Here is an 18493-nt window from a genome sequence, read left to right as displayed (position 1 = left end):
ATATATAGCACTCTATATATTACAATAAATTGATTGCCGATAATTCCTTTGATAAAGCCTGAATACCTTTTTGTATTTTTTCAAGTTGTTGCCTGCGAGGCTTATGCACTCCAGCAGCATAATGCCATAATTGCCGTTCATTAATACCCGTAATCCGACTCAATGCAGCTTTAGTGAAGATGTTGCTATAATAGTTTATAAATGTAGCAGCATCAATCTTGAATTTTAATTCAAACTCTCCGGACAATACTTCACAGGGATTGGAATTATCTTCCAAATACAATTCAATCGCCTCTCGCATGTTGTCCTCAATCTCTCTCATGTCATTGCCAACAGTGATAACCGGAGCATCTTCAATATAAGCACTCAAGTTCTTTCCTGCGTGTTCCACAATTACTTCTACTGTTTTCATATCTCCTCCTATATTAAATTACAGAAAACAAGATTCGGTACAATAACTACCCTACCGTTCTTCTCAAACTTCATGTGGCTACCTTTCTGACCTTTTAGAACAAAACCGTTTTCCAGCAACATAGTTACAACGTCTTTAACTGATTTGTAACTCATAACGCTTTGGACTTAATTACTGCACAAATATAGTAATTATATGAACACTACCAAAAGAAGTATTCATATTTTCACTATGATTTCTTCCTAATACCCCGGATTCTGTTTCAACCTCTCATTCATCACCCGTATTTTCTCCGGTATAGGAAATACAGTTGTATATCCACTTGCCTCATCCGGCAGTTGCGGGCGGCTGCTGTAAGCTCTTGTAAACTTCCCGAAGCGGACTAAGTCCTGTCGTCTCCATCCTTCCCAAGCCAGTTCCAGCTGACGTTCGGCAAGGATATTCTCTAAAGTGGCAGTGCGGGGAGAAGCGTTGACACGGCTACGAATTTCATTGAGTTCTTCATCTCCGTTTGCTCCGTTCCGGACTTTCGCTTCACTTTTCATCAATAAAGCGTCTGCATAGCGGAACAATACAATGTCATTCTCCATCAACTTACCGTCTTTTGTGGCAGTCGGGTCGACTTCATACTTTTTCATGCGGGCTCCTGCGGTTTGTTCGTATGGGGTATCTGTTATATCCAGAGATACTTTCCAGGGCAGATATTCCAGTACCGTTCCATTATCCAGTTTGATTATGTTTCCTTTCAGGTCGTGGACAATTCCTGCAAAATAGCAAATATCAAAACGGGGATCTTGTTCCGCGGTTTCATAACCGAAAGTTTCAAGGGCTTCAATGGTGGCGCTGGGACCGTTCTCACCGCTTAGTCCGTAAGCCTTGGCGTGATTATAGTGGCGGGAACGGAAGAGATATTGCATCTGGTTGGTATACAGAGTTTTGTTCATCGGGATAGTGAAGACATTCTCTACGGACGGTTCGTTGAATATGGAGAAATTCGTTTCGTATTCCGGTTCCAGTTTGTAGCCCATAGTCTTGAGTTGGTCACAGTAGTAGATGACTGTTTCCCAAGCATTGAGTTCGCTGCCGTTCACTGCGAACTTTATATTTTTCCCATCCGGGCGTTGTCCGTCCGTCCAATCATTGTCTGTATAAACTTCGGAGTTCAAAGCCAGTTTGGCCAGTAAGAAACTTACCACGGGGCGAGTGATACGGCCATAGTAAGGGCCGGACTGGTTGCTATGTGCATCGCTCAACAAAGGAGCCGCCTCTTGCAATTCCTTGACAACAAAGTCAAAGACCGTTTTCCGTTCACTTTGCACTACATCTTTCATTGCTACGGAAGAGGATTGAACTAGCGGGATGCGTCCGAACAAATCCATCAGGTAATAATAATACATAGCCCGCATGGCACGTACTTCAGCACGGTATGCCGGTAGTTCGGTAGCGGAATGAGTTTCGGCGAATTTGTCTATCCGCTCCAGTGATTTGTTACTTAACATGACGACTTTATAGAGATATTCCCATGTAGCCTGAATGGCATCATTCTCTATTCCCCAATCGTGCAGGTAAAGTCCTTGCCAAAAACCACCGTCATACCAGTCACCTCCACGGGTGGGGATAATGGCTTCGTCGGAAGTAAAGGTGTTCAGGTCGTAGACTCCCCTACCCGTTCCCTGCAATCCCTGACTATCACTATAACCGCCTACGTATGTATAAAGCGAAGCTACTGCATTGAGATATACTTCCGAGATCGTATTGTAAACGTCATCTTCGGGTAACTTATCTTTCGGATTTTCCTCCAAGAACTTATCACATGAGAATAAGCCCAGACACGCTATAAGAAGGAATACCAACACTTCCGAAGGACGTAAGTTCTTCTTTGAAAACAGTTCCGCTATCCTTGAAAGCTGTTCTTCTTTCTGCAAAAAACGACTTTTATTTTTCATATATTGTTTCATCATCTCCTCCTCCATTAAAAGTTAATACTCAATCCCAATGTGTACGTCCGCGCCAACGGATATCCCCGTTTATCATCCACGCCTAAAGTGGAGTTCACCGTGGAACTGTTAATCATGGGTGAAAGTCCCGAATAACCGGAAATGGTTGCCAGGTTGTTGACTGTAAATGCCAGACGCAGGGAACGGACATATTTCTTCAGTTTCTGCACTTTCTCAATCGGAACGTTCCAACCCAGCGTCACATAGTCGAAGTTGACATAATCTCCCTTTTCCAACCAATAGTCGGTGGCGGTTTGATCCTTGATGTTCTGTTTCGGGGCTTTCTTCATTACGTTATAGTCGGGAAATATATTCATGTTCATATAGGTCAGGGAAGTTCCGTTGTAGATTTTATGTCCGAAAGCTCCGTTAATCTGCAAAGACAGGTCGAAACGCTTGTAGCGGAAACTGATGTTGGAGCCAAGAATCGTTTTAGGTACGGCTTGTCCTGCCACGTAGCGGTCTTCACCATCTTCAAGGCTGACACCTCCGCCATTCAGGTCGGCGATGCCATAGGTGTATCCACCGTTTCCATCGGATTCGAGTCCCGTACTGTGGGGAAGATAGAACACGCCCAACGGTTGACCCACCATCTGATATACGATGTGGTTGTATCCTCCGTGAAAGCCGGCTCCGTCAAGGCCGGCAAGACTTTTATATTCGGGGGCAGAAAGCATTTCACCATTGTGCATACCGCTTAAAGAGAGCAGTTTGTTGCGCTGGAAAGTGATATTGGCATTGATATTCAGTTCCATATCCTTCGTCTTCAAAGGGGTGATGCCGATGGCGATTTCCGTACCCCAGTTGCGCATGGAACCGATGTTGGCAAGCAAGGTGTTATAGGTGAAAGGCGGTACGCTTACGTTGTAAAGGTAAAGCATGTCTGTGGTTCGGGAGTTGTAATAGTTGGCGGAAAGCAGCAGGCGGTTGCCGAAAAGAGCTATGTCGATACCGGTATTAAAGGTATGTTTCACTTCCCATTTCAGGTCGGGATTCGTGTTCCGCAAGTCTCCTAAAGATACGACGGCGGAGTTTCCGACGGGGACTACACCGTTCGGCTTTACAAGGTTCAACGTAGTGTATGAGTCAATCCCGCTCTGATTGCCTGCCAGACCATAGCCGATACGGAATTTCAGATTGTCTACCATCGGCAAGTGCTTCATAAATTCTTCCTCACTAATCACCCATGCGGCAGATGCGGAGGGGAAGAATCCCCATTTATGGTTCGCTCCGAATTTGGAGGAAGCATCTGTACGGGCGTTCAGCGTCAATACGTAGCGGTCGGCATATGTATAGTTGAAACGTCCCATGAAGGATGCCAGACGGGGTTGGTCGTAGTATGAATTAGTGCCTTCCCACAAGCGGAGTGCGCCTGCCTGAAGATTATTATACCCGAATTTGTCGGTGCTGAAATTGCTTACTGTCGTATAATATCCCGTGTAGGTTTCTTTTTGAAGTTCGGCAAGTGCCAGCACGTCAAAGAAATGTTTTTTCCAGTTTTTCTTATAGGTCAGCATCATGTTGCCCAACAAGGATTCTCGCTTTTTGGTTCCTTTGTAAGCCTGACCGTTCGCCCAGACGGAGGTGGGGAGGTATTGCGAATTTTCCACGATATTATAGGTATAGGCGCCGAAGAGGTTTAGTTTCAGTCCTTCCAGCAGATTGAAAGTCAGACGGGCGTGCGTGCTGATGTGCGAAGTGGCATCATCGTCCTGCACTTCCATCCATGCCAATGGATTGGTGATTTGGCTGGCGGTTGTTATTCCGTCCCAGGAATTGGTGACGGGGTCTTTATGGTTGGGATAGGTGGGGTTGAATGTGGCTGCCGAATAGAACGTTTTCTGATAATCCACCAGATTATGATTCTTCTGAATGGAACCGAACATTCCCAGCTCGCAGTTCAGGAAGCCGTCGAACATCTGCTGATTCATGTTCATATTCGAAGTGAAGTTCTTCATGTCTTCATTCAGAATCACTCCCTGACGGTCCATGAAACCGAGGGAAACACGATAGCTGGATTCACTGGAACCACCATAAAAGGCGACGTGATGGTTTTGTTGCAGTCCTGTCTGTTCAATCTCTTTCTGAAAATCGGTGTTATTTCCTTTGTCCAGAATGGAAATGCCACGCTCCGAAGCCACACGACGGAATTCATCGCCGGACAGCATTTTCAGATTCTTGTAGACGGTGGAAACTCCGAAGCTACCGTTGTAGGCTACCTGTGTTCTGCCGCTCATTCCTTTTTTGGTGGTGACTTCAATCACACCGGAGGCTCCTCGTGAACCGTATTGTGCGGTTTCGGAAGCGTCTTTCAAAATGGTGAAGCTCTCAATATCCGTAGGGTAAATGGAGGTGAGCATACTCAAGTCGCCAAATACTCCGTCAACAATTATCAAAGGGTCGTTGCCACTGGTCAGTGAGGTGGTTCCCCGCAGGCGTACCGCATCCAAGGCTGCCGGACCGTTTGATCCGCGTTGGATGGTCAAGCCCGGCACGCGTCCGCGGATTGCTTCCAAAGGGTTCGTTATCTGGTCTTTATTCATCTGTGTCTCCGTAATCTTCTCTACGGAACCGGAGAGGTTTTTCAAACTTCCGGTGGCATATCCAACTGTTATCAATGAGTCTATGGGCGTGACGGGAATCTTCTGCGCCAAGGTGCTCTCGCACGGGATTACCAGAAGAAGAAGGCTGTAGAAAATGAGTCTAGCGTGTTGTACCATATTCTTAGTTTTTAAGGTAATAATACAAATATAACAATAAAAGAGGGAATCTGGTTGAGTAGATTCCCTCTTTTATTCATAAATGATATTGACAATGTCTATTTCACGATTATCTCATCCGTAAATATCCAGCCTCCGAGTTCGCTTCCGGCCTGTGCCTGGTAACGTACGTATCTTCCTTTGGCTTCTCCCTGCCATGAAATATCCGTAAACCGGATGGGTGTTTCTTTGCTCACTTCAAAGTGTTGTTTTTGCAACTCCGTGAAGTTTATTCCATCATCGGAAATGAAAATAATCACTGTCTCCGGCAGAAATACTTCCGCGCCGACCACTTGCATAAAAGCGGCGGTGACGGAATGGATAGGGGTTTCTTTTTCCATATCAATCGTCACATCGAGACGATTGTCCGAGATAAATCCTTGCCATGAACCGTCACCATAAGTCCAGTCACCACGTATGCCGTCTGTCAGGGCTGTGTTGCCTTGTGCGGGATAATGGGGGCTGTAGGGGGAGTTATAGATCACTTTTTTACCGAGTGCCAAATGGCTGACTGGCTGAAGAGATTCGGGACGGCTGCCGATTTCTTTGCTCAAATCGAAAGGATGGTATCCTTTTTTCTGTAAATCGGCCACTGCTGACAGTGCACGGGTATGGAAATCGGACCATGACTTACGTTCCGGAGCCGACCAGGCTACTTCCGCCAATGCCAGTATACGAGGGTAAATCATATATTCCACGTGTTCGGGAGTGGGGATATATTCCACCCATAGGTTGCCCTGCACACCGTAGACTAACTTTGCCTGCTCCGCAGTTAAGGAAGCGGGAACAGGATCATAGGTATATACTTTCTTCAATGGCAGGTAGCCGCCGATAGCTTCCGGCTGGGAGTATGGGGCGTCCTGATAGCTGTCCAGATAACAGTATGCACCCGGCGTCATGATGGCATGATGGCCGGAGGTGACGGCAGCGATACCACCCTCTTCTCCACGCCATGACATGACGGTTGCATTGGGCGCAATGCCTCCTTGCAGAATCTCGTCCCATCCCAAGAGACGGCGTCCGTGATTGTTGAGGAATTTTTCGATGCGGTGTATCAGATAGCTTTGCAGCTCGTCTACATTGGTCAGATGCTCGTCTTTCATTCTCTTCTGACATTTCGGACAGGTCTTCCAAGCCGATTTGCCGGCCTCATCACCTCCTACATGAATGTATTCGGAAGGGAAAAGTTCCATAACTTCCGTCAGTACATTCTCCAGAAAGGTGAAAGTTTCTTCATTGCCGACACAGAAATCGGAGTTCTTGTAAGGTTCTCCCGAACAGGATAGCTGCGGGTAGGCAGCCAGCACTTCTTCCGAATGGGAAGGCATTTCAATCTCCGGAATCACCGTGATATAGTGCTGACGGGCATATGCCAGTATTTCACGAATATCGTCCTGGGTGTAATAGCCTCCGGAAGCTCCGGGTTCATCGTAACGGAGGTATTTACGTCCGCCGTTCCACCATTTCTTCCAAGTGGGGTCTGTACGCCAAGCTGCAAAATCGGTCAGTAAAGGATATTTCTTAATTTCAAGCCGCCAGCCTGCCGCATCGGTCAGGTGCAGGTGCAAACGGTTGATTTTGTAATATGCCAATGCGTCTATCTGCTTCTTTATAAACTCTTTGGTAGAGAAATGGCGGGATACGTCCAGCATCAGTCCGCGGTAAGCAAAACGCGGGGTGTCTTCTATCTCGACAGAGGCTACGGAATAGCTGCCTGTGCCCGCCGGTTGCATCAGCTGTAACAGGGTTTGCATTCCATAGAATAATCCGGCTCCCGAAGTTGCCCGGATCTCAATTCGTTGAGGGGTGACGGAGAGTGTGTAGCTTTCCGGTGATGGCAATTGGGGGGTCTTGGGGGTTATCAATAAGAAAAGCATCTGTTTCCTGTCTTTCATTCTCGCTTCTTTCAATTGAACAGGCAATGCTTTCAGGTAATTCTCCCAGAGTTCCGCTTCTCCACCTTGCAGGTTTGTATAAAGTTTAGTCTTTTCTGATAGTAAAAAAGAGCCCGTCCCCTGCTCCATTTTTAATGGGACAGGTATGACGGACTGTGCCAGAATGGGATGTGCATGGAAGCACATCCCCAATATCCATAAGAAAAGACAAACTTTAGGGTATTCTTTTCTTATATTCATTAATCAATTTTGATTTCGTCTACAAATAAAAATGCGTTTTTACCTTTTCCTCCATGCCATGCCGGAAGTGATTTCTCCGGTGAAGCAATGACTCTCACGTATTGGGTGGTCACAGGATCAAAGGTTAGTTTATGCTCAACGATTCCGTCTTTGTCTGTCTCTTTCATCTCCGGGTATTCTTCGGAAGCAATCTTTTTGAAGTTCTTGCCATCATCTGAAGTTTCTACGGACAGGTTTCTGGCATCAAATACCCAGTCTCCTTTTGCTACATTGGTAGAGATTGCCACGCTTGAGATTTCAGTAGGTTGCTGGAGGTCGATAGTCATATCCATGTCATTTCCGTTGAAAGCGATCCAACGACCTGACCTGTAGCTGCTATTTCCTTTCAGACCGTCTACCAAAGTGGAAGCTCCTTTGAACAGGTATTGTTCATTAATAGGCTGATTGGCTACAATCGGCTTCATGCTGGATTTGCTGAAATCAATCTTCTCCGTCACAGTCTTGCTTTCGCCGTTGGGACGGATGGCTTTAGCGGACAGGGTGACATTTTCCTTAATTTTCAATACTCCTTCGTAAACGGGGGAAGTGGCAGTAGGTTCTGTGCCGTCTAACGTATAGTAAATAGGAGCACCGTCGATGGTAGACAGGGTAACGTCCATTGTTCCTTCTGCCGGATTCGGGTCAAACTCGGCTTGTACGTCAAATACGTGTTTAGCGTAATTGTATCCTTCTGCATCGTACCACTTAATCAGTTGTGGAAGACGGGACAGGAAGTCGGCATAGTTTTTCTTTTCGGGGCTGGACCACTGAATTTCACACAAAGCAGCCCAACGAGGCAATACCATGTATTGTGCATGTGGGAAAGTAGCGATGTATTCTGTCCAGAGGTTGGCTTGCACTCCCTTGATGTATTTCTGTTCTTCGGGAGTAAGAGAAGCCGGCATCGGCTCGTAGCTATACACTCTTTCCATGGGCAGATAACCACCGATACCGAACGGTTCGTTTTCTACGTCTTTAGCTTGGTAGTAGTCGAAATACAGGTAGGTGTTCGGTGTCATGATGACATCATGTTGCTGCTTCGCAGCTTCGATACCACCTTTCTCACCACGCCATGACATCACGGTAGCATTCGGAGCAAGTCCGCCTTCGAGGATTTCATCCCAACCGATGATTTGACGTCCATGGTCGTTCAGGAATTTCTCAATATGGTTGATGACAAAGCTCTGCAAACGTTCTTCTTTGCTGTGGTTCTGATCTGACTTCAGTCCCAATGCTTTGATACGTGCCTGGCATTTCGGACATTTTTCCCATCTTACTTTCGGGCATTCGTCGCCACCTACATGAATATATGGTGATGGGAAGATTTCAATCAATTCACCATAGACATCTTCCAGGAATTTCAAGACCTGGTCGTTTCCGGCGCATAGCACATCTTCGGATACACCCCATTGTCTCCATACTTCGTACGGACCACCGGTACAACCCAATTCAGGGTAAGCGGCAAGGGCAGCTTGCATGTGTCCCGGAAGGTCGATTTCGGGAACAACGGTGATGTAGCGTTCGGCTGCATAATCTACGATTTCTTTGGCTTGTTCCTGGGTGTAGAATCCACCGTAAGGTTTGCCGTCGTATTCGCCGGAGTTACGTCCGATGACTGTTTCTGTTCTGTTAGCACCGATTTCAGTCAGTTTCGGGTATTTTTTGATTTCCAGACGCCAGCCTTGATCGTCGGTGATATGCCAGTGGAGGCGGTTCATGTTATGCAAAGCCTGCATGTCGATGTAGGTCTTTATTTCGTCCACAGTAAAGAAATGACGGCTGGTATCGAAATGCGCGCCACGATAGCCAAAGCGGGGAGCGTCATTGATTTCTACGGCTGGCATGGCAATATCCGCACCGACAGCCACAGGCAATGATTTGCGCAGGGACTGGATGCCATAGAATACACCGGCTTCCGTAGGACCGGTAATCGTGATTCCGTCACCGGTAACTTTCATCTGGTAGGATTCCGGATTTTCGTTCCCCGTGCCTAATGCCAGTATGATTGCGTTTTTACCTTCTGTTCCGGCTTCAATGGCGAAATCTTTTCCGGTAGCCGTTTTCAGGTAGTCTGCCAGAAATTGTGCGTTGCGTTGCATCTTCTCGTTTCCTTCCGGATAGAGAATCTTCACACTGCTCTTCAGGATGAAGGGACTTCCTTGAGCGGTTACAATCTCTTGTGGCATGGGGATGATCTGGTAGTTGGCTTCCTGTTGCGCCGATTGGCAAGAGGCAAAAAGTCCTGCTAGTGCCAGACATCCGGTTAATTTAAAGAGTTGTTTCATAAACTAAAAAATTAGGTGTTAAGTTATTAATAGATTAATTATAAGTTTCACGAATATGTTTGATTGTCAAGGGCAGCTCCTCTCCTTTCTTTATTTGGGGAGAAGTGATGACGACCGTTTTACGTTCCCCGGGAAGAAGGTCGAAAAAGTTGTCGCTGAAACGGGCTCCCTGCAAAGGAATTTCAATAAAGACATCTTTTGCAAGAGTGGGAGAAAACAATGTCAGTTCACACATGCCGTCTTTCTGTTTCATCTTGCAGGAAACGGTTGTTTCAGGCAGAAGCAGGTCTTTTGTTTTTCTAAAGAAGTATACGGTTTCGGCAAGAGTATTTCCTGCCTTGTCTTTCAGGGTCAGTTGCATGAAACAGCGTTGCTGTTCTTCCGGCGATAGCCAGATATCGGGTTTTATACGGTACACACATTGGGAAGTGTTAGCCGGAACTGACAATGTGTTGAGTCGTATCGGCTTGCCTTGTTTCTTTCCGTCAAAGTCTGTTACTTTCATTTCCAACGTCAGGTGGTCTTTGGTGTCCGGACAGTCGGAAATCAGGTAGATATTGAGGCTGTCGTTCTGCCGGATAGGATTGATGAGGATTGGAGCAAAGGCTCGTTTGGCTTGGTAATGCAGGGCTTTCCAGTTACCGTAATAGTCGATGCTCGACCAGGATACTACCGGCCAGCTGTCATTCAGTTGCCAATACAGGGTGCCCATACAGTAAGGACGGTTCCGGCGGTGTGCTTCCAGTCCGTGACGCATTCCTTGTCCTTGCAGCACTAGTCCGACATAGACAAAGTCTTCAAATTTTTCGGGGATGATATAGTCGCGCTCCATGTAGGTACGAATCAGGGCGTTGCCGATGCTGCTTTTCTGATGAGCATTCATCACTTCCGATTCTATCTGATAATCTTCCGGAGCGGCGAAAGTGGAGATGGTCTTCATTTCCGGGAAGGACTGGAAACCGAATTCGCTCATGAAACGGGGCAGGTCTGTATCAAGTGACTCGAATGTTTTTTGACCATACCAGACTCCCCAGTTATGGCTGTCTCCTATCCCCCAGGATTCGGGACGCCCCCAGTTGGCAAAATATGGGGAGCTGTGTATGTAGAAACGGTCGGCATCCAGTTCCTTCACCTTGGCAGGAAGGAGCTGATGGAACAGTTTGTCGTAGCCTCGAAACATTTCCTGATAGATTTCGGGCGGGAAGTTCTTGTCGAATCCCCAATATTTTAAGGCTTCCAGTATTTCGTTATTGCCGCACCACATCGCCAGGGAAGCATGATTACGAAGGCGGCGGATGTTGTAGCAGGCTTCCGCCTCTACCCTTTTCAGGAAGGTGGGGTCGGACGGATAGGGAGTGCAGGCAAACATGAAGTCTTGCCACACCAGTATTCCGTTTTCATCTGCCAGGTCATAGAAGCGGTCATCTTCGTACGTTCCACCTCCCCATACACGAATGACATTCATGTTCGCTTCGCGGATGTCGCGGAATAAGGTTTGGTAGCGTTCGGTAGTGACGTTAGTCAAGAGTGCATCCTGGGGGATGTAATTGGCTCCTTTGGCAAACATCGGTACACCGTTTACTTCAAAATAGAAGGATTCTCCGTCTTTATCTTTTTCATTAACGAGGCGAACGGTACGCAGTCCTATCCGGTGCGATTGCTCGGCTACGACTTTATCTTCTACTATGATTTGAGCGGAGAAATCATACAGGGCGGGCTTTCCCCATCCATTCGGCATCCAACGTACGGGGGATGCCACTTCGGAAGGTATGGAAACATGATTGATTCCGGGCTGTAAGGTGATTGCCTGGCTGATGCTTTTTTCTGCACTTCCTTCGAATGAGGTATTGATTCTCACCTCTGCCTGAAGTGGGCGGGGGAGTATGTTGTTTATTTCTAACTCATTAGACAGGTTTGCGAGCTGGTCGGTCAGTGCGAGTTGCTTTACATGGTAGTCACTGATAGAAGCTGCGTCATAAAAACGGATGGTCACCGGACGCCAGATGCCGCTGGTCACCATGCGGATTCCCCAATCCCAGCCATAGCTGTAAGGGGCTTTACGGGAGAATATGCTTAAATGTTTTTCGTGATGGTCGTTGTCTGCCGGATAGTTGAATCCGTTCGAGTTATATTGAGGCAGTGTCTGCCGGATGGGGGAATGAAAATAGATGTGAAGAAGGTTTTCTCCGATACGGAGTTGGGACTTGACGGGTATGGTATAGCCGACAAACATGTTATCGGCTTTCAGCAACAGTGCTCCATTGAGGTATACATCGGCGTATGTGTCAAGGCCTTCAAAAACCAATTGGGCGTCATCCCGTTTCAGTTGTTCGGGGGTAACTGTAAAAGCAGTCCGGTATTCCCAGTCTTCATTTTCCACCCACTGAATCTTTTGTTCATTGATGCCATAAAAAGGATCGGGTATTTGTTTATGGTAGATAAGGTCCTGATGAACGGTGCCCGGAACCTGTGCCGATTGCCACAGCTCTGTTCCTGCCTGGGAAAATTCCCAACCTGTATTTAGAACGACAACTTCGGAATTGTCATTGCTCTGTGCATATGCCATACTGCAACAGCATAGTAATCCACATGCTATTTGAGCCTTTTTTCCGATCAAATTAATCATCATAGTGGGGGCATTAGATATTAACGGATTCAAAGATATTGTTTTTTCAGCAAATTTCACTGATAATTTAACAAAATATGTTGTTTACATCTGTTATTCTTTTTATTATTCGACCGTTATCCTAATTATTTCAGAAGTACGGACGCCCGGCTTCAATTCTCCGTTTATGTTGTAATATGTTTTGTTCCATCCTACCAATGACGCTCCCGCACGTGCCGTTTGCGGTGTACGGGCAACTTCCTGCCATGTATTCTGATGGATGTCATATACTAATATCCGGTCATTGAATTTGTACCACTCGGCGGGATGGAGAAGATAGTCCTTTTCAGGGTGTCGAAGAGCAGCGAGGAATATATCCTTATTCACTCCACCGGTACAAAGAATCAGGTTTTCATTGATGGCAATGGCTGTCCCGCCACCCAAAGATATGGTTTCACCATTGTTTCCCGTCGGAGTGGCTATGCGAGTCCATTGCCGGGACGTGGATGAATAGCAATAGCCGTCAGTGGAAAGTGTGGCAGGATTGCCATCGGTGGAAGCGGCAAATCCGCCCCACAGGTAAATACGGGCTTCGCCATCCTTGTACTCCCCGGCACAGACGGGTTGCAGACGCGGTGCTCCGGGAAATTCGGGAAGTTGTTGCCAACCTGCCGCGGGATTGTTTAAGTCAAGGCAAAGAAAAGAGTTTGAAGGCTTTCCGTTTCTATTTGTTTTTTTTTCACTTCTATTTCCACCGGTGATAAAAAGTTGGCTACCGGCTAGTGTTCCGTACATATTGTCTAAGGCGTAGGGCAAATCGGGTAGAGTTTCCAGGAAGACTTTGCCTTTCTTTTCGTCCCACCGGATTTTGTAAACGCCGGTCAATGCGCCGTGGTCGTTCATTCCGCCTGCACAGATAATGCCGTCGGGACAAGATACGGAAACTCCGTATGCGGCAGGTGCAGGAAGCCCGCCTACTTTTTTCCAAAGAAGCAGCGTGTCGGGATTCATTTCCGCTACATAAATGCCTTGGTAGTATTTCTTTTTTCCACCTTCACTGGCAGGTGTTCCGGGAAAGTTACAGCCGCCGGCTATCAATAGCTTTCCGCTCAGGATTCCTGAATAGCAGGCAGAAACACCCGATTCAATACCTTTCTCTGATTTCGGGAATCCTTTCATTTTCTGCAAGTCAATGCTTTTGACGAACGACTCCGGTGCTTCGGCTTTGAAGGTAGAAGCAGGTAGCCCATCTTTATTTACCAGATTCGCCCGCGTGAAAGGCTGCCAGCCATACCGGACATATCGCGGATGCTTTACCTGTTCGCTATATACTTTTATCCGTCCCGTTTCTGCCCCGCAAGTTCTCCCCTCTTCCACTTCGGCAACTGCGGGGTAATAAACGCCATCCGTTTCGGCTACTTCAAACGTACACAAAGATTGACCGTCGGAACTTCTCAAGCCTTCGCCATAATCAAAGGTTATATATACAGCGCCTTCCCGAAAATCGGCTTGGCGGAATAACGGGCCGGAAGGCAGTACATGGCACATTCCATACGTCTTGTTCAATGCCCAACGAGCCAAGCGTTCTCCCACCGGCTTCTTATTTCTGGGATGTACATCCAGTGAATCGCCCCAATCACTCGATACCGCCATACCCGTATTCAGTATTTCGTTCATCATCCTGCGCTGGCTGTCGCGGAACCACGGCCATGAAGGACGGGCAATACCGGAAAGTTGTACATAGTAGAAGGGCAGCGTCTCACTCCCCCAGTTTTTACGCCAACTGCCGATTAACAACTTAAAAAGTTTCTCGTGAGTTTCGTAATTATGAGCATTCGATTCTCCCTGATACCAGATAACACCCCTGACGGGATACTGCGCCAACGGACGGATGCCCGATTCGTACAGATAGCAAGGTTCGTAAGGGTGGCGCTGGAGTTTCTCTTCCGACTGTTTGATATTTAATGCAGCCCGTCCGCGCACCCAGTCTTGTATAAAATCATTATGCGTCCAATCTTTTAATATAGCCGGGAACTGGTATTCCAGTGTATTCCGGTCAACCCACGATTCGGTAGGCGAACCACCGATAGCGTTACATATCAACCCCACCGGAACTTTCAAGCTATCCCGCAACATCTGGCCGAAATAATAAGCGATGGCCGAGAAACGGGCAGCATTGGCGGGAGTACAGATTGCCCATTCAGTATCTTTATAATATTGGAGATGATTCAGGGAATCAAGGACGGAAGCGTCCCATTGCACCGCGTCCGTGCGCCAGCGTGCTTTCATATCATACAGACGCAACTGTTCATCGGCGGCTTGGGGGATGTCTTTTTTGCCCGTAGTGGCCTGCCGCAACATAAATTCCATATTCGACTGACCGGAACACAGCCACACTTCCCCTGCCAGCACATTTGTATATTTCAAGATTCTTTGAGAAGTGGAGATGGTCAGCGTGTAAGGGCCACCGGCTTTCAACGGTGATAATTTCACCGACCATTTTCCGTCTAGTGCAGCCTTAGTAATCCACTGCTGACGGTCAATGCGGACTGTCACTTGTTCGCCCACATTCGCTGTCCCGTGAATCAGCAAGGGGGTATCGCGCTGGAGAACCATATTATCCGTGTAAAGCGGAGATAACTGCAAGCCGCCATAGTCTCCGGTGATGGCGGAATAAACTGTTTGCGCCATTATCGCAGCCCCTTCGGCAGTAGGGTGAACGGCGTCCGGGAGCAAGGAAGGGTAAGGATAAAGCGGTTCGTGGAAATCTATTAACTGCACACCGGCATAACGTGCTACTGTTTCGATAGCTGTCTGTATCTCGCCGTGCCAGTCGCGGGTTCCCGAAAGGAAACGGTTGTGACGGTCGGCAATCGGAGTCATCCGGGCGATGATAATCCGGACATCGGGATTGGCCTTGCGGAATGTATCCATCAGATTCAAATAGTCTGTCACGAAAGAATCACGATAGTTGGGCCAGTCACGAGGGTCGGTGTCATTGATTCCCAGATGGATGACCACAATATCTCCTGCAAAATCCAATGCTTTGCGGTATTCTTCCTGTCGGGTATATGGACGATGTCCCTGATTGAGCAGGGTGGCGCCGGGCTTCCCGAAGTTTTCAACTTCATAATGCTCTCCCAACAATTTCTGTAACTGTACGGGGTAAGATTGCGTTGCACGGTCGGCCAGTCCGGTTCCGTAGGTGATACTGTTTCCTACACAGGCCACTTTCATCCGTTGTTGCTGAGCAGGCAGTGCCCAACAAACGAACAGACAGACGGATAATATCAGAATCTTTTTCATTTATTTCTTTCCGGTATGTATTTCTTTTCAGTATGTATTTCTTTTCAGTATGTATTTCTTTTCAGTACGTATTTCTTTTCGACTTTTCTTTTCTTCCGGCTTTTATTTCTTTCCGATGTAAAGTTTTACAATCTCCACCCATTTCCGATATCCTTTTCCGAGAAGATGCAGTCCGTCATTCGTGTAGGCAGTGTTCATCTTTCCGGTTTCCTCGTCTACAAAATGAGAGTACAAATCTATATAAGTCGCTCCTTCTTTTTCTGCCAGACGGACTAATCCTTTATTGATTTCGGGAATGACCTGCCAGCGCGATGTATGCCCTTTGAACATACCGTAATGGTCGGTCACCGGAAGAACACTTTGCAGATATAGCTTCGTCTTCGGCGAATCCGCCTTTATCTTCTGAGCAATCATGCCGATATGGGCTACAATGGTATCGGCAGAAGTTCCCCGGCTTACGTCGTTTATGCCAATCAGAAGAAATATCTTAGCCGGTTTACCTTTCAGGATAGCATCCAGACGGTCATATACTCCCATGCAGATATCACCGCTGATTCCGCGGTTCTTGATATGTTTGTTATGAAACAGCTCCGACCATTCGCCGCCGTTCGTGATACTGTTTCCTAAGAAGATAATGTCATTGGACGTGACAGGCAACTCTTCAAACAACGTGGCACGCTGGTAATAAAACGTAGAATATTTGCGTTCCTGCGCATGGCATGCCAAAGACAGGGTCAATATGACCGCTAAAAAAAAGTTCTTCTTCATGGCTATTCCTTTTATTTACTCATTAGTATATCTTTTTTTTCATTATAGCATATCTAGTTTTCATTATAGCATATTTGTTTTTCATTATAGCATATCCGTTTTTCATTATAGCATATCCAAATCAGCTCATGGCATATTCATAAATATCTCCCTTCTGATTGACAGGTCACTTTAGTGTTTTATCCGGTGAGTAAATGAGTCCGTCCACCGCCTTCTGCCCGTCGGGAGTGACAAAGACAGTGGTGAACATCCATTTCACCAACCGTACTTCGGGGGTAACGAACTTTCCTACCGGTAATTTCAGAAGTACTTTGTTCCATCCTTTTTGCAGATGCACTTCCAAAGGGGGACGCGCTACACAATTCTCGTTGCCTAAAGCTATTTCATTACTCTTAGTCCGGTGGGTAGCTGTCCAGACAGGCGGGATTATTTCCTTTTCATTTATCCAGATACGACTTTCCTTATAGTCCCATTTTCCCTGCAAAGGGGGAAGGTCGGCTTCCGAACGTCCGTAATTCTGAAATTCAGCCCACAGGCCTACTGTCTGTTCTTTCGGCGAATAAACATAGGTATAGGCATAAGCTGTATGGTTCTCTTCCGGTTCTTTATAAAATCCGGGGATAAGCGTGCCCCACACATGACGGAGATAGATTCCGGCACCAATAGCGGGACGTACCCGGTAGGTCTTTCCTTCATAGCTGTAACTATCCTGCAAGGCTTCTTCCGGCGGGAAGACCTTTGCCAAATCTCCTTCATTTGGAAAAGCGTCCGTAATGTTCCATTTCACATTTGTCTGACGGACATAGGCAAAGGGATAACCGGCAAAGGTATGTTCCTTATGCCACAACAGACGGCGCTCAAAATCGACGAAGTTCCTGAACAGCTCCGATTGCTCGTCGGTGGGAAGCAGCGTTCCGTTCTTATCAAAATATTCCGTTCCGCCGCCTTTCCAGGCACGTTCTGCCATAGCCAGCATGTTGGGATAGAAATTATTTTCAATAATCATCTCCCACTCGGTGCTGACCAACCGGTCATTCCAGATAGCCAGAATGGTTCCTGCAAGGTCATCGCTTCCTTGTTCCTTATTATATATACGGCTGTTGTACAATGCGATGATATCACCGAAGGTATCAAAATGGTTCAGATAATGGAAACGTGAATCAATGGCGGGAATACCTTCCTGCGCCTTTCCGCGGTAACTCCAAAGCTGGGTCATGTCTATTTCTCCGGGTTTGTAGTGCCAGCCCGGATTCCAGGAAATCACTTTCTTGCCTTTGGAACGTACGTAGGCCACCATTTCGGGTACAAAACGGGGATTGGTAAACTGCACTTCATCCGTGCCGATATGTAAATAAGGTACATCAAACGTTTCACAGACTTCATCCAACAGGAGTTTCAATATCTTCATCCCTTCGGGGCTTTGCATATCGTGGCGGAAGGTACGTATAAAGGCAGCGCTGTGTCCCGGCATATCTATTTCGGGAATCAACATCATGTGGTGTGCCTTACAGAATGCGACCAGTTCTTTGGCTTCTTCCAGCGTGTAATATTTGCCGGGCATCCGGGTGGTGTTTGCGCTATCGTTCAACATCGGGAATATCTTGCTTTCCAGACGCCAGGATTGATTCTCGGTCAGATGCCAGTGGAAGACGTTGATTTTGAACTTGGCAAGTACGGCGATTTCACGTTTGAGTTCTTCGAGTGAAATGTAACTCCGTCCTACATCCTGCATAAATCCACGAATACGGAAAGCAGGCCAGTCGATGATTTCTGCTCCCCGAATCTGTGTTTTCGAGTTTCTTGTCTCTGCCAGTTGCCTCAAAGTCTGCATGGCCCAATAAATGCCGCGTTCAGTCACGGCCTCAACGGTTATCCGCTTCTTTGTGATGTTCAGCCGGTAGGCTTCCTCCTGATTCATCGGTATTCCGGGGAGAGAAGGCAGCAGTTTCACATCAATGCTACCGGTCGCCTTGGGCGAGACAGTCCCTCCCATTTCAGAGACAAAAGCTTCCCACTCCTGCTGAAGCACAGGAGTGGAAAGCCGCACATTATTCACTTGAAACCAGGTATGAGAGGGGGTAAACTTTTGTGGCTGGGGGAGCAGGTGACAAGCACCTGCTTTTACCACTGAAATTGTGTATAAGTTAATTGTAAAATATATGAATAATATTAATTTGTTTTTCATGA

Annotated in this window: 9 protein-coding genes and 1 pseudogene; all 10 read right to left on the bottom strand. The window is 47.0% G+C overall.

Features of this window, described 5'->3' with window-relative positions:
- Nucleotides 1–19: 19 nt before the first annotated feature.
- Nucleotides 20–412, bottom strand: a complete 393-nt coding sequence (locus AB3G73_RS02640; RefSeq protein ID WP_004297896.1) for a type II toxin-antitoxin system HicB family antitoxin — start codon at nucleotides 410–412, stop codon at nucleotides 20–22.
- Nucleotides 413–444: 32 nt separating this feature from the next.
- Nucleotides 445–567 (bottom strand): annotated as a pseudogene (locus tag AB3G73_RS02635) (type II toxin-antitoxin system HicA family toxin); the annotation flags it as partial.
- An 87-nt stretch (nucleotides 568–654) separates the two neighbouring features.
- A complete protein-coding gene (locus AB3G73_RS02630) occupies nucleotides 655–2373 on the bottom strand; it encodes a RagB/SusD family nutrient uptake outer membrane protein (protein ID WP_309569423.1) in 1719 nt (572 codons plus the stop codon).
- Nucleotides 2374–2384: 11 nt separating this feature from the next.
- Nucleotides 2385–5129 (bottom strand): SusC/RagA family TonB-linked outer membrane protein, encoded by a 2745-nt coding sequence (locus AB3G73_RS02625; protein WP_321020267.1) that lies wholly within the window; start codon nucleotides 5127–5129, stop codon nucleotides 2385–2387.
- Nucleotides 5130–5227: 98 nt separating this feature from the next.
- Nucleotides 5228–7303, bottom strand: coding sequence for a family 20 glycosylhydrolase (locus AB3G73_RS02620; protein ID WP_367742435.1), 2076 nt, complete (start codon nucleotides 7301–7303; stop codon nucleotides 5228–5230).
- Nucleotides 7303–9627: a family 20 glycosylhydrolase gene (locus AB3G73_RS02615; protein ID WP_367742433.1), complete on the bottom strand. Its 2325-nt coding sequence runs from the start codon at nucleotides 9625–9627 to the stop codon at nucleotides 7303–7305. The genes AB3G73_RS02620 and AB3G73_RS02615 overlap by 1 nt, the downstream gene beginning before the upstream one ends.
- A 34-nt stretch (nucleotides 9628–9661) precedes the next feature.
- Nucleotides 9662–12256 (bottom strand): glycoside hydrolase family 2 protein, encoded by a 2595-nt coding sequence (locus AB3G73_RS02610; protein WP_367742432.1) that lies wholly within the window; start codon nucleotides 12254–12256, stop codon nucleotides 9662–9664.
- Nucleotides 12257–12358: 102 nt separating this feature from the next.
- Nucleotides 12359–15538, bottom strand: a complete 3180-nt coding sequence (locus AB3G73_RS02605; RefSeq protein ID WP_367742430.1) for a cyclically-permuted mutarotase family protein — start codon at nucleotides 15536–15538, stop codon at nucleotides 12359–12361.
- Nucleotides 15539–15640: 102 nt separating this feature from the next.
- A complete protein-coding gene (locus AB3G73_RS02600) occupies nucleotides 15641–16306 on the bottom strand; it encodes an SGNH/GDSL hydrolase family protein (RefSeq protein WP_217722764.1) in 666 nt (221 codons plus the stop codon).
- Nucleotides 16307–16472: 166 nt separating this feature from the next.
- Nucleotides 16473–18491, bottom strand: a complete 2019-nt coding sequence (locus AB3G73_RS02595; RefSeq protein ID WP_298045336.1) for a family 20 glycosylhydrolase — start codon at nucleotides 18489–18491, stop codon at nucleotides 16473–16475.
- Nucleotides 18492–18493: the final 2 nt, after the last annotated feature.

This window comes from Bacteroides sp. L008 (genome assembly GCF_040812255.1).
Classification (GTDB): Bacteria; Bacteroidota; Bacteroidia; order Bacteroidales; family Bacteroidaceae; genus Bacteroides; species Bacteroides vicugnae.
Note: the sequence above shows the minus strand (reverse complement) of the source record. Positions and strands in the feature narration are given on the sequence as shown.

Coding starts and splice junctions, on each gene's coding strand:
- AB3G73_RS02600 (WP_217722764.1), bottom strand. CDS start 16,306: ATGAAGAAGAACTTTTTTTTAGCGGTCATATTGACCCTGTCTTTGGCA.
- AB3G73_RS02640 (WP_004297896.1), bottom strand. CDS start 412: ATGAAAACAGTAGAAGTAATTGTGGAACACGCAGGAAAGAACTTGAGT.
- AB3G73_RS02630 (WP_309569423.1), bottom strand. CDS start 2,373: ATGATGAAACAATATATGAAAAATAAAAGTCGTTTTTTGCAGAAAGAA.
- AB3G73_RS02625 (WP_321020267.1), bottom strand. CDS start 5,129: ATGGTACAACACGCTAGACTCATTTTCTACAGCCTTCTTCTTCTGGTA.
- AB3G73_RS02605 (WP_367742430.1), bottom strand. CDS start 15,538: ATGAAAAAGATTCTGATATTATCCGTCTGTCTGTTCGTTTGTTGGGCA.
- AB3G73_RS02620 (WP_367742435.1), bottom strand. CDS start 7,303: ATGAATATAAGAAAAGAATACCCTAAAGTTTGTCTTTTCTTATGGATA.
- AB3G73_RS02610 (WP_367742432.1), bottom strand. CDS start 12,256: ATGATGATTAATTTGATCGGAAAAAAGGCTCAAATAGCATGTGGATTA.
- AB3G73_RS02615 (WP_367742433.1), bottom strand. CDS start 9,627: ATGAAACAACTCTTTAAATTAACCGGATGTCTGGCACTAGCAGGACTT.
- AB3G73_RS02595 (WP_298045336.1), bottom strand. CDS start 18,491: ATGAAAAACAAATTAATATTATTCATATATTTTACAATTAACTTATAC.